The organism is Dolichospermum circinale AWQC310F, from assembly GCF_000426925.1.
GTDB classification, from domain to species: domain Bacteria; phylum Cyanobacteriota; class Cyanobacteriia; order Cyanobacteriales; family Nostocaceae; genus Dolichospermum; species Dolichospermum circinale.
This window is the reverse complement of sequence record NZ_KE384674.1, coordinates 25,786-38,283: the sequence shown is the minus strand read 5'-3', so window position 1 is coordinate 38,283 and position 12,498 is coordinate 25,786. Positions and strand designations below refer to the sequence as shown.

Sequence of the window (12,498 nt, the reverse complement as noted above, 5' to 3'; positions counted from 1 at the left end):
CTAACGCACTACTCTAACTTCAACTCCCACATTAATACTACCCCATAACCGATCAGTTGTTAGAACAGGTTGATTGAGAAAAATAGCTAATGCTAAACAAGCTCTATCACCAAATGAAAGTCCGATTGATTTAGTATTTGGGCGCAACATTCCCGCTTTTAATGCTTGTTCTTTATTAAAATCAATAACTTCAAGATTGAGATTAGAAAGAATCTGTCTAATATCTTCTTCCGGGATTCCTGCATCTGCTAATTTTGCTATAACTTCAGATAAATTCACCGTACTAATGGCAGCTTTACCGATAAATCTTAAAACTTCTTCGCTACCAGTTTCTTGATTGAGTAAAGCTAAAATAGCAGAAGCATCTACAACAACTTCACTCATTTAAACTTTCCTCTCTTCGTTCCTGAATTAATTCTTCAGACAGTTTTCTACTAGCAGGAATATATTTTCTAAAAATAGCCTGAGCATTTTTCACAGAAGTTTGAACATGATGAGTAATTGGGCTATCTTCTAATACAAGAACAGCATTATATTCTCCCATTGGTATATCTACAGGAGAATTGACTAATAATTTACCATCATTTGTTATAGTTACTTTTATGTCTAGTGTTTTCATAGTTAACTCAATTAGTGAATGATCATGTTAATTATACCAAATTTTTCTGAATCAGGATGTCCAGGATTTGGGGATGTACAGGATGTTTTTTAATATTCATCTATATTTTCATAAATTGCATTTTGTCTGATAGCGAAGCGTGGCGTTAGCCATATCAGGATTTCCAGGACACCCTTCGGGAAGTCAAAAGTCAAAAGTCAAAAGTCAAAAAAATATTTATTTTCAGAAGTTGCGCTAATTTTAATATTCTGTGAATATCAATATCAAATATTATCCTGTTAATCCTTTAATCCTGGTTATCCTGATTCTGACAGGTAAATTTTAATAAAAAACGGTGCATTACATTTCATTAACGCACCCTACGAGATAAGTTACAGTATCCGTTAATTAGAGTAAAGTATACCCAAAATTTCTGCATCTGCTGAACTAAAACTAGCCTCGAAGTGGTAAGATAATTCTGTGCTATCGTTTTTTATTAACGGCGAGACAACCAAATTTCTTGCCATATTTCTCCCTTCCTTAATTCCCTGAAGAAAGAAATTTGCAATTATTCGTTCTTTAGATAAATCCAACATTGTCATATAAGTAGATTCATTATTATATGGTGGAGGATTCTGATCTAATATTAAGCTCGTTAGCTTGACTAATTCGCTTAGATATAGTTGAGATTCATTTGTTCTATTTTCTTTAATAAGTAACTTATATAATTTTCTTAGTATGTCGTAACGGGTTAGAAGCACAGCAGTTTGAACAAAAGTATTTTTACTTAAAAGTTGATCCATAATTTCAAGACATTTTAACCCTTTTTCAATTGCTTGTTTATAATCAAAACTTTGATATGTTTCTAATAAGTAAAAATTAATCTGTAGGTTATTTGGGTAATATCCACATATTATTTTCATCAGATTTGAAGATTCCCGAAACTTTTCTGAAGCAGTTTCTATATCCCCGATTTTGTATAAAGAAAGTCCATCTCTGAATAATTTCAGACCTAAATCACGCTTGGACTTGAGTTCTGAAGAAAGTTGTGGTAAATCCTGACTAAATTCTAGAGATAAAGCTTGTGGAATAGAAGTTGAAGATGAATTTGAGTTAGATGATAGTTGTCTTGGATTAGACTGAGAGGGAGTAGAAGTTGAAGACGAATTTGAATTAGATGATATTTGCCTTGAATTAGAATGAGTTTGATCTCTCATTATAGAAATAATCATAATGATAATGCCAACGAAAATTAGTAGAGCAAAGAAAATTTCCATATCAACACCGTGGTTATTGGTTCAAAATTTTAATCTCGTATTCCTCAAGCTAGAAAATGATGGTGCGTTCAATTTTATTAACGCACCATACAAAAAATGAGCGATCACACTATTGTGATAAAGCCCAACGTTTGTTATTGATAAATGTCACTTTGTCATATACAGTTTCCAATGATCGATAAACCCCTTTATCCTCCGCAAATTTTTTCAAAAAGCGATTGCAACCTAAATCCCAGCTTACTACCTCAATTTGCCATCCGTGATTGTGCGCTCGTTCTAGCTGTTTAATAAAACCTTGACCATTATTATAACCACTACCATCACCTGTTAGAAGTATTATAACACCAGGTGGATTTACATCAAGAACCTGATTAGCCATCTCAAGTTGAATACTTTCGTCCACAGCAACTTCAGTACCACTAATCTGCCCACGTTCTTGCGTTTTAACTTTAATTCCTAAATCGTCAAACCTTTTCCAGACACTATCATTAGGCGGAATCGAACCACCAACAAAGGCGTAATCTACTTGGCGGTTGTTCACAACAAAGTCGAACAGATTAGCAAAGTGAACACGGAATCCAGACTCATCACCAGGTTCGTGTTGCTGACAAACTCCGCGGCCAACCAGCCAAATATTTGAGTTATCCCAAAAAATATGAATTGACATAAATGAAACCTGATTAAGTGGTGTAGACAAAGCCTTTTCTAAAGTATCACAAACCTTTTCCGTATAACCACTATTCACAGTGATTATACAGAATTTTATATAGGTAAAATACCTACAACACCTCCCTACCCAAATAAACCTGCAAAACCTCCGGTACTTTAATCGTCCCATCAGCTTGCTGATAATTCTCCAAAATAGCCGCCATAGTCCTTCCCACAGCTAAACCAGAACCATTTAAAGTATGTACAAATTGCGTCCCTTTCTTACCCCCTTCCTTAAACCGAATATCCGCCCTTCTGGCTTGAAAATCAACACAATTAGAACAACTAGAAATCTCTCGATATTTCCCAGAAGATGGCAACCATACCTCTAAATCATAAGTTTTTGTGGACGAAAAACCTAAATCAGCAGTACACAAATTAATCACTCGATAAGGCAATTTTAAAGCCTGTAAAATACTCTCAGCATTTCCTAATAACTTCTCTAATTCCTCAAAAGAATCTTCCGGTTTTACTAACTTCACTAACTCCACTTTATTGAATTGATGTAACCGAATTAAACCCCGCATATCCCGGCCATAACTTCCCGCTTCTCGCCGAAAACATGGCGTATATGCAGTATGATAAATTGGTAGTTCTTCCGCGTTAATAATGTCCCCTCGATACAAATTAGTAACCGGCACTTCCGCAGTAGGAATTAACCACAAATCATCCTCTGCACATTTAAAACTTTCTTCCGCAAATTTAGGTAATTGTCCTGTACCTGTTAAAGAATCTGTATTTACTAACAATGGTGGACTAACTTCTATATAACCATTTTCAATATGTTTAGAAAGCATAAATTGAATTAACGCTCTTTCTAAAGCCGCACCCGCACCGATAAGACTGACAAACCGACTTTGGGCAATTTTTACCGCTCTTTCAAAGTTCAAAATCCCCAATTTTTCGCCGATTTCCCAATGTGGTAAAATATGGGGATTTGTGGGTTTATATTCATCTCCCCATGTTCTCACCTCTTGGTTATCATCTTCACTTTTACCAATGGGTGTAAAATCACTGGGAAGGTTAGGAAGTGCTAATAGTAATTCGTGAATTTGGGCTTTTAACTCTTTTTCCTGGGGTTCTAACTCACTTAATGTGATCTTAATGGCGTTTCCTTCGTCCTTTAAGGCTTGTATTTCTGAACTTTGAGGATCAACACCAGATTTTACTTTTTGACCCACTAATTTGCCAATTTCGTTGCTGCGGGCTTGTAGTTGACTGCGTTTACCTTCTAATTCCCGTTGTTGTTGGCTTAAATCTAATATAGGTTGAATGTCGTATTTACCGTTACGGCTGTTTAATTTCTCTTGTACGAGTTGGGGGTTTTCTCTAATTTGTTTAATATCCAGCATTTTTTGTTAATTGTTTGTTGTCAGTTGTTAATTGTACGGGTTTAGCAACGCTTATCAGTGTCAATTTAACTGAAAATTAACCCAAACATATCTTATTCTGTCTCTTTTCCCAAAACCTAAAAATTGTCAAAATCGCAGGTTGGGTAGAACGCAGTGAAACCCAAGGGTTAAAACCCAAGGGTTAAATTGATAAAATGTTGAGTTTTGTGTCTCAAGTCAATGTTACCTCAAACTGATGCTATGTTAATAATGATAAGAAGTACAAGATACGCGACTTCTTCAATAAGTTCAGATATATTTATCTATTTCCTATTCCCTAATTTTAAGGAGATGATCAGCAATGATGACATCTGAAGCGGTTGTTTTAAATATCAAAAATGTGGGATTAAGTGATGATCAATTTTATCAACTATGTCAAATTAACGAAGATTGGAAACTTGAACAAACTGCTAAAGGAGAATTAATAATTATGCCTCCAGTTGGTGCAATTAGTGGTAATAGAGAATCAGAGTTTAATGCAGATGTTGTGATTTGGAATCGTCAAACTCAGCTAGGAAAAGTATTTAGTTCTTCCACTGTTTTTACTCTACCTCATGGTGGTAAACGTTCTCCTGATGTGGCTTGGATAGCTAATGAACGCTGGGAATCTTTAAGTGTTGAAGAACAGGAAAAGTTTCCTAAAATTTGTCCTGATTTTGTGATAGAATTGCGATCGCGTACCGATTCTTTAGGTCAATTACAGGATAAAATGCAGGAATATCTTCATAGTGGTTTACGTTTAGGTTGGTTAATTGATCCTCAAAATCAACAAGTAGAAATTTATCGTCAAAATCAATCTGTAGAAATAGTATTATTACCAACAATTTTATCTGGAGAAGATGTTTTACCGGGATTTATTTTAGAAGTACCTGTTTTCCAAAATTAGGATACTAGGGATTGCTGAATTGACGGATGAAAATCAAATATTCTAGTTCTTAAATTCTTACTCTCTGCGTCCTTTGCGCCTCTGCGTGAGAAAAAATCATACCTTCATTCACCAACCCCGGATACTACAACCACTGTCAATTATAAATCAATTATAAATTACCTAGTAATACGATTCATTAACCACAGAGATGCTACTAAACCTGCAAAATGCGCTGATACAGTATTAGTATTCGCTTGAACTATAAGCATATCTAAACCGCTAATAATCCGTGTTGGATCAAATAATTGTGTAGTTACTGCTTGAGGAGATATAGACCTAGCTACTAATGTACCAACAATCGCTTGCGCTCCCAATAAAGTCACTAAAGTTCCGCCTAAATTTATCCACAGTCCTAATCTTAACACTTGTGCGGTTTCAGCTTTACGAGGACGATTAGTAGGATTAGGTGATTCTAGTTGTTTACCAATTCTGGTGTAGCGATAAGCTAAGTAAATACCAGCACCCAAGAGGATTATACCACAAATTGCTAAAAATACACCAAAGCCTGTCCCTGGATTATTGCTAGGACTACCCGCTTTTTGGCTAAAAATGCCAAATAATAAGACTATTATCCCAGATATTACCCCTAAGACTAACTGAATCCAAAAACTAATCCAACCTGCTAGACGAAATTGTTGGGCTATAGCCCGAATGTTAGATGATGGTGTTTCTGAGTTTTGTGACATATAAAAATTAAATATTAAAAGTTAAAAACAAACTTCTGTTTGTTCTCTGATTCCAGAATAATTGATAATGGTTTAAGTCTACTGAAAATTTCAGACTTAAAAATTAATTATGGATGCCGCTGTTTTGCAATCTACTTTCCTGTTAACATTACTGTTATCAGTTGGTTTGTTTTTCTTTATTCGAGCTTCAACTAAAGACCGCATAGAAGTGATGCGTTTAGTTTCACAAGAGGATGAAAATACGTTAATGACTTCATTGAAGGATTATTTTCGCACTCGTGCTTATCGAGTATTAGCGGTAGATTCTCCCAAAAATCAAGTCACATTTGAGGGATTTGTTAGACCTAGTTGGTTTTTAGCTATATTTCTAACTACATTAGCAGCGGTGGGTTTAGGTTGTTTGTCGTTAGTTTTATCCATGCTTTTTCCCGATTTTGGGCGTTTTTTTGCGGTAATAATCCTATTTTCACCTTTAAGTGGTCTCTTGTACTGGAGAAAATCTGGAAGACTTGAGAAGGTGTCACTCCAGATAGAAAATATCCGCAGTGGACAAAACTCCTCAAGTATAATTACTGTTACTGCCCATAGAGATGAACTTGCTGAGTTACAAAAGGCATTACAGCTAAAGGTGCTTGACACTTGATTGATTTTTGAGTCTGAAAACAATGAGCATCTATACCTATTCTGATGTAGGATTCTGAGTAAACTTTTGAGCAAATTGGCAGTGAGTAGGAGAAAATACTACTGCTGTTGTAAATTTTCCTAAGGACTGAGATGTAATGAGGAAAAATCTGAATTGCTGGACAGAGCTTGATAGTAGTCCAAATTAGTGAGATCATAAGTTTGTCCTCATCTTTGGATTTCCTTGGCTCTGTCGCTATTCTCTGATGTGTAAGCTGACAATAAACTGATTCATGCAACTAAGTCGAGTTGATGAGAAGTTAATTATGCTATGACTTGAGAGAATCTGTTTAAACAGTTTTTAGCCCTGCTTGACAATTAGACCGCAAAATTAAAAAAAATGGAATTTTTGAAGAACCTGATCAAAATTGCCAGTTATTATTATCAGAGCTAGAAGCTACATTTAGAAGATAGGATAGTCATTTGTTGTTTAATTAACAGTTACGGCAACCAGTTCCGATACCGATAACGATGCTGGTGCCGGCACTGTCAATTGTATCGGTGCTGATACTGTTACTGTTGGTGATTCAAAACTCCTCAGACTAGGAAACAAGAAATGATTTTCTTCTACGTATTGAGCACCAAACAGGCCTTTTTCCGCCCAGAAATAACGGTCTGTTGTGTGTTCATTGCGTTTTACCAGTAGTAGCGCGGGTGGCATAATACCTTCAGCGTGAATAAACTTTCTTGCTGCTGTCACAGGTTTATCTTCGCCACTTTCGATGCTGTACTGGGGAATGTGTTCCAGTATCCGTCGTCCTTCTTGACGACGACGACTTTTCCGTTTGCGTCTCCTTGCCAACCTATTGTCCTCCTGTTTCCAGCTATAGATTGTAGTTGTGGCTACAAAATCAGTCGTCATTATATAATTTTTTTCTGAGAAAATCAATAGTTTTTAATGTTTTGATACAATTAGGAAAAAAGGATAAAAATAAAGAATAAAAATTCCCAAAAACTGCTGTCTACTAGCCATTGTCTATTACCAATCATCCATTACTAGATTAGACTAGATATATATAGCCTGATGGTGGTATGCACTTGCATGAGGTACAAAATTAGGTTAAAGGCTATGGGCTATGCACCACTTTTCTCTGGCTTGAAGTCCTGTGAGAGTTTATTTTTGCTAAACTGCTAGTGACTGCAACTTTTCTACCTCCTAAATTCCTGTAACTAATGCTAATGTCTGCCAGTTCTGATTTCCTTGCTTTATGTCGAGAGCAAATAACCCTGTTAGCCCAAGGCATGGGAGCGTCTTTTAGCGTAGTTTATTTAACACAGGAATTGGTAGAAAAACCTACAGGCGAGGCTCGACTAATTCCAGTGATGGTGTATCCAGAAACTATAGCATTAAATCCTTGTGATGAGTATGGTAAACAAGAAGAGAGTTACCCAGTCAGGCTTGATCATGTTTTAGCATTACCAAATCAAAACATGAGGTTGTTAAAACCGACTTCAGTATCTTCCCATTCATCAGCGTCAAGCGCAGCAACAGAAAAACAAAATTTACAAGATAAACAAGATGAATATTCACTCAGTCATAACCAAATTGTTTCACCCCTGATTTATGAGGGTGTAATGATGGGATTATTAGTGACTGCGAGGGAAGATAGGGAATGGAACCAACGGGAGGAGGGAGAAATTGAACGCATTGGCAAAACTTTAGCGATCGCTTGCATTTTAGATCAACGTCGGGCTTGGTTGCAACATCAACTTGAACAGGAACAAATTCTCCAAGAGGAACAACGGGACTTATTAGATAATCTCTTACATCAGTTTCGTAACCCCTTAACTGCTATCCGCACTTTTGGTAAACTACTATTTAAGCGAATGCGAGCGGTTGATCCTAATCGGGAGGTAGCAACCAGTATAGTCCGGGAAAGCGATCGCTTACAAGAGTTATTACAAAAGTTTGATCAGGTGATTGATTTAAATACAGCCAATTTAACACCTCTTTCCCTCCCTGAGTCAAAGGCGGTAATTAACCAAAATCAAAATACACAAAAACAGGGGAAATCTGTGTTATTATTGCCAGGAACAGGAGAACAGTTAACTAATTGTTCCCTAGCAGATTTGTTAGCACCTTTGTTAATATCGGCTCAAGCTATTTCCCAAGAACGAAATTTACAACTAATTACGGAAATTCCCAATCATTTACCTTTAGTCAGAGTCAATGAAAAAGCCTTGGGAGAAGTATTGAGTAACATTATAGATAATGCTTTGAAATATACTCCCACAGGTGGTAAAATCTTGGTACAATGTGGGCAACAACAGGGAAATTTCCAAGGTATTGCTATTAGTGACACAGGACCAGGTATTCCCCCGGAAGACTTAGAACATCTGGGAGAAAGACATTACCGAGGTGTACAAGCACAAACAGCAATTCCTGGGACGGGGTTAGGAATTGCTATTGCTAAACAGTTAATAGCAGAAATGCAGGGAAATATAGAGGTTTTCAGTCCAGCAATTGACTCGGTTATTACATTACCTCACAGCCCAGGAACTACGGTTATAATTTGGTTGTCTGCTGTTGTTTAGGTAATTGGTAATTGGTAATTGGTAATAAAAGCTCTGGTTTCATCCTTTAATCCTAGATATCCTGATTCTGACAATTTACCTAACTGTAGGAATAATATTTGATTTTTGATAGCTTGCGTGGCGTAGCCATACAAAACTCAGTAGGTATCAATTCTCTCTTTCCTGTTCCCAGTTAAGAGTTCCCTGTTCCCTGATCACACAAGTAAATTCACAGAATCAAACCGGATTCCTATAGAACTTAGGCGTTGCTGAAACTAGGTATCAATTTAGGGTATAAAATCTGCATTGAGAACCTGAGCTAAAGAAAAAGGTGGTTCTTCTGGAAATAAGTTTGATGGCAGTTGGTATTTGTTAATTGTATCTTTTTTAGCGTCTTGATAACAGGGTAGAAATACATCATTTAAAATAGCTTTTAAACTAGGACTATCTGCTAGAGTATAGGTTATTTGTCGTCTTTGTTCCACGACAGTATTACGCCAACCTCTAGCGTTATCATCTTTTTCTTCTATCCAATATTGTAATTTTAATAAATGTTCAATTAAGACAACTAAGCGAGTTTTTAGTTCTTTCTTTTCACTCCTTCCCATACTATCAATTTCTTCAATCAAATTCTCGATATCTAACTGTTCTAAGTTTCTTTCTTGCAAATGTTGAATTGTGGTTTGTACCCACAGGTAAAAATCTTGATCATATAATGTTTTGTTGTTATCAATGTAAGTAATGTTAGCCATACAGAAAACTCCTTACAGAGTGTGATTACTGTATTTTAGCATAAATGCGGTTAATTCACCCTACGGACTAAATCAATTTCATCTCCAAGCGGATCTAATCGGTTTTGACATACTCACCGTTTTAGGACGGTGAGTTTTACCATCATAGGTCGTCTAAATAAATTTAGCATCAAAAAAAAATAAATCCCCGACTTCTCAAAGAAATCGAGGATCTAGGTTTCAATTAATTACCAGAATCTTAAACAGCAGCTAATTCTGGAGTCGGACGCTTACTGTTACGGATATTGTGAATCGCGTCAGCATAATCAGGAGCATTGAATACAGCCGAACCTGCTACAATAGCATTAGCACCAGCTTCCAAAACTTGCCAAGTATTATTAGCTTTTAGGCCTCCGTCAACTTCAATCCAAGGATCTAAACCGCGTTCATCACACATTTGACGCAATTTGCGAATTTTAGGAACTACGCTAGGAATAAAGCTTTGACCACCGAAACCGGGGTTAACGCTCATAATTAGCACTAAATCGCATAATTCTAGCACATATTCAATTAATTCCAAAGGTGTACCCGGATTAAGTACAACTCCAGCTTTCTTACCGAGTTCTCTGATTTGTCCTAAAGTGCGGTGTAAATGAGGAGATGCGTTATGTTCAGCATGGACGGATATAATATCAGCACCAGCCTTAGCAAAACCTTCTACATACTTTTCTGGTTCGACAATCATCAGGTGGACATCTAGGGGTTTAGTTGTAACCGGACGAATCGCCTCCACAATCAGAGGACCTATTGTAATATTAGGGACAAAACGTCCGTCCATTACATCAACGTGAATCCAATCTGCTCCCGCTTTGTCTACGGCGCGAATATCGTCACCCAGACGGCTAAAATCTGCTGATAGGATAGATGGAGCAATAACTATGGGCTTTTGAGATGAATTTTGGGTCATGGCTAGTGGGTTTTAAGCGTCTTCGTCTGTAGGTATTGTAACAAAATATGGAGAAATTATTAATTAAGGCCAGAGTAAAAAAGTTTTTTAGTGAAAATTAGGATTTAGAAGCCAGGCGTTAGGAGAAAAAAGAAAAGATAACAATCATATCTTTCTGCTGTCCTATACATTGCTTTTTGCATCTTATCTTTTACTTCTTCCATCTTATCCATTGCTTAAAAACTAATATCTTTTATTTCTTGCATTTTAAACATTGCTTTTTGCATCTTATCTGTCACCTCTTGCATCTGACTTAGTAGTTCATGAACAAAAATTGGATAATCTTTTGGGGTTTAAGTTTTTCCTGCTTAACTATACCAACCTTTGCAGGTATAACAGGAGCAACTTTTTTAGGGAAGAATGGTATTGATGCTTTAAAACTACATCAAGCTCCTTATAATTTAACTGGGCGGAAAATTGCTATTGGTCAAGTAGAAATCGGTCGTCCAGGGATGTTCGGCTGGGACAAAGCCGTATCTAAAAATCGTGCTGTATCTCCAACAGCGGTTTTTCTCCGCAATTTTGTAGCTAAATCAAATTTTAATGTTGAGTCTCATGCTTATAATGTTTCTGCTGTCATGATCAGTCAAGATAAAGCCTTTCCTGGTGTAGCACCAAATGCAAGATTATACTCTTCCGCTGTAGGATCTATGAGGAAAAATGGTCAACCGGAGGAGTGTTTATCAACGCAACACATCGCTTTACAAAATGGTGGTGATGTTCGAGCTATTAATTTTAGTTTTGGTGAACCATTAAATCGTGATTCTCGACCAGAAGCTATTTTAGATGGAAATGCTTTACTGACATTATGTATTGACTGGTCTAGTCGTGTGCATGATGTTGTGTATACTATTGCAGGAAATCAAGGTAAAGGCGGGATTCCTATTCCTACAGACAATTTTAACGCAATCAATGTGGCTTTTTCCTCAGAACGCAACGGAATTTTTGATAAAGTTCACGTTTCTAATTTGACTAATAACAGTCAAGAAATAAAAGATCGTTTAACTGGAAAAGAATTTAATATTGCTAATAGAAGAGCAATTAGTTTAGTTGCTCCTGGTACTAATATTCCTTTACTTAATCCTGATGGTAAAATTAATAAATCTACAGGTACTAGTTTTGCTGCACCACAGGTTACTGCTACTGTAGCATTATTGCAAGAGTTTACTGATAGACAATTGCAAAATAAACAGTTAAATTGGAGTATTGATGCTCGTCGTCATCAAGTAATGAAAGCTATATTACTCAATGCAGCAGATAAAATTCAAGATAGTGGTGATGGTTTACGGTTAAGAATGACGAAAACATTAGTTGATAAACAAAATCAAGATTGGTTAGTAACGGAAGCTTATCAAGATGTAAAAATTCCTTTAGATGCTCAAATGGGAGCAGGTCATTTAAATGCTTTTCGAGCTTATCAACAGTTAAATGGTGGTCAATGGAAAGCTAATGCACCTATACCATCAATTGGTTGGGATTATGATAAAGTTAATGCTAATACTACTCAGGAATATGTTTTTAAAAGCGGTTTAAAAGCGAATAGTTTTGTAGCTATTACTTTAAGTTGGGATCGTTTGGTAGAGTTGAATGATAAAAATAATAATCAACAATATGATGTGGGGGAAACATTTAAAGATCAGGGATTAAATAATCTTGATGTTTATCTAATTAAGGAAAATGGGAAGAATAAAGAAGTTGTTGTGTGTGCTTCTGTGAGTGAAGTAGATAATGTTGAACATATCTTTTGTCCAGTTGCTACTAATGGTAATTATAAAATTCGGGTACAATTTCAGAAGCAGGTTAATGAAGCCGTTCAACCTTATGCTTTGGCCTGGTGGACTGTAGGTGAAAAGTGATCTATCTATAGCAGGGAACAGGGAACAGGGAACAGATTTAAAATTCCTTTATTAGTATAATTTTAAGACTTGAGTGTTTGTAGCATGAAATAACTAGTGATACCAATAGCAAAGGTAAAAGC

The 12,498-nt window shown here is 36.3% G+C and carries 13 protein-coding genes; 4 read left to right on the top strand and 9 right to left on the bottom strand.

The window, feature by feature from the left end:
* The 5 genes from ACIR310F_RS0107575 to serS all read right to left on the bottom strand — a co-directional run bounded on the left by ACIR310F_RS0107575 (nt 1) and on the right by serS (nt 3,935).
* A complete protein-coding gene (locus ACIR310F_RS0107575; RefSeq protein ID WP_028083301.1) occupies nt 1-384 on the bottom strand; it encodes a type II toxin-antitoxin system VapC family toxin in 384 nt (127 codons plus the stop codon).
* On the bottom strand, nt 377-619 hold the full coding sequence (locus tag ACIR310F_RS0107570; protein WP_028083300.1) for a hypothetical protein: 243 nt from the start codon (nt 617-619) through the stop codon (nt 377-379). The genes ACIR310F_RS0107575 and ACIR310F_RS0107570 overlap by 8 nt, the downstream gene beginning before the upstream one ends.
* Nucleotides 620-1,002: 383 nt before the next feature.
* On the bottom strand, nt 1,003-1,875 hold the full coding sequence (locus ACIR310F_RS0107565; RefSeq protein WP_028083299.1) for a hypothetical protein: 873 nt from the start codon (nt 1,873-1,875) through the stop codon (nt 1,003-1,005).
* Between the two features lie 109 nt (nt 1,876-1,984).
* Entirely contained in the window at nt 1,985-2,620 is a 636-nt protein-coding gene (locus tag ACIR310F_RS0107560; RefSeq protein WP_028083298.1) for an NYN domain-containing protein, read from the bottom strand.
* 34 nt (nt 2,621-2,654) lie between these two features.
* The gene (gene serS / locus ACIR310F_RS0107555; protein WP_028083297.1) at nt 2,655-3,935 is read right to left on the bottom strand and encodes a serine--tRNA ligase; all 1,281 of its coding nucleotides are present in this window, start codon (nt 3,933-3,935) and stop codon (nt 2,655-2,657) included.
* A gap of 340 nt (nt 3,936-4,275) precedes the next feature.
* Between serS and ACIR310F_RS0107550 the strand changes: the two genes are divergently transcribed.
* Entirely contained in the window at nt 4,276-4,860 is a 585-nt protein-coding gene (locus ACIR310F_RS0107550) for a Uma2 family endonuclease (RefSeq protein ID WP_028083296.1), read from the top strand.
* A gap of 158 nt (nt 4,861-5,018) precedes the next feature.
* On the opposite strand, the gene ACIR310F_RS0107545 is transcribed toward ACIR310F_RS0107550, so the two are convergent.
* A complete protein-coding gene (locus ACIR310F_RS0107545) occupies nt 5,019-5,588 on the bottom strand; it encodes a DUF3611 family protein (RefSeq protein ID WP_028083295.1) in 570 nt (189 codons plus the stop codon).
* 109 nt (nt 5,589-5,697) lie between these two features.
* On the opposite strand from ACIR310F_RS0107545, the gene ACIR310F_RS0107540 reads away from it, so the two are divergent.
* A complete protein-coding gene (locus tag ACIR310F_RS0107540) occupies nt 5,698-6,231 on the top strand; it encodes a cofactor assembly of complex C subunit B (RefSeq protein ID WP_028083294.1) in 534 nt (177 codons plus the stop codon).
* Nucleotides 6,232-6,699: 468 nt separating this feature from the next.
* Here the strand turns inward: ACIR310F_RS0107540 and ACIR310F_RS21835 are convergent, their stop codons facing one another.
* The gene (locus ACIR310F_RS21835; RefSeq protein ID WP_051289515.1) at nt 6,700-7,071 is read right to left on the bottom strand and encodes a DUF3155 domain-containing protein; all 372 of its coding nucleotides are present in this window, start codon (nt 7,069-7,071) and stop codon (nt 6,700-6,702) included.
* 371 nt (nt 7,072-7,442) lie between these two features.
* On the opposite strand from ACIR310F_RS21835, the gene ACIR310F_RS0107530 reads away from it, so the two are divergent.
* Nucleotides 7,443-8,804: a sensor histidine kinase gene (locus ACIR310F_RS0107530; RefSeq protein WP_028083293.1), complete on the top strand. Its 1,362-nt coding sequence runs from the start codon at nt 7,443-7,445 to the stop codon at nt 8,802-8,804.
* 266 nt (nt 8,805-9,070) lie between these two features.
* Here the strand turns inward: ACIR310F_RS0107530 and ACIR310F_RS0107520 are convergent, their stop codons facing one another.
* The gene (locus ACIR310F_RS0107520) at nt 9,071-9,535 is read right to left on the bottom strand and encodes a DUF29 domain-containing protein (RefSeq protein ID WP_028083292.1); all 465 of its coding nucleotides are present in this window, start codon (nt 9,533-9,535) and stop codon (nt 9,071-9,073) included.
* A 238-nt stretch (nt 9,536-9,773) separates the two neighbouring features.
* The gene (rpe, locus tag ACIR310F_RS0107515) at nt 9,774-10,481 is read right to left on the bottom strand and encodes a ribulose-phosphate 3-epimerase (protein ID WP_028083291.1); all 708 of its coding nucleotides are present in this window, start codon (nt 10,479-10,481) and stop codon (nt 9,774-9,776) included.
* Nucleotides 10,482-10,783: 302 nt separating this feature from the next.
* Between rpe and ACIR310F_RS0107510 the strand changes: the two genes are divergently transcribed.
* Nucleotides 10,784-12,376, top strand: coding sequence for a S8 family serine peptidase (locus tag ACIR310F_RS0107510; RefSeq protein WP_028083290.1), 1,593 nt, complete (start codon nt 10,784-10,786; stop codon nt 12,374-12,376).
* Nucleotides 12,377-12,498: the final 122 nt, after the last annotated feature.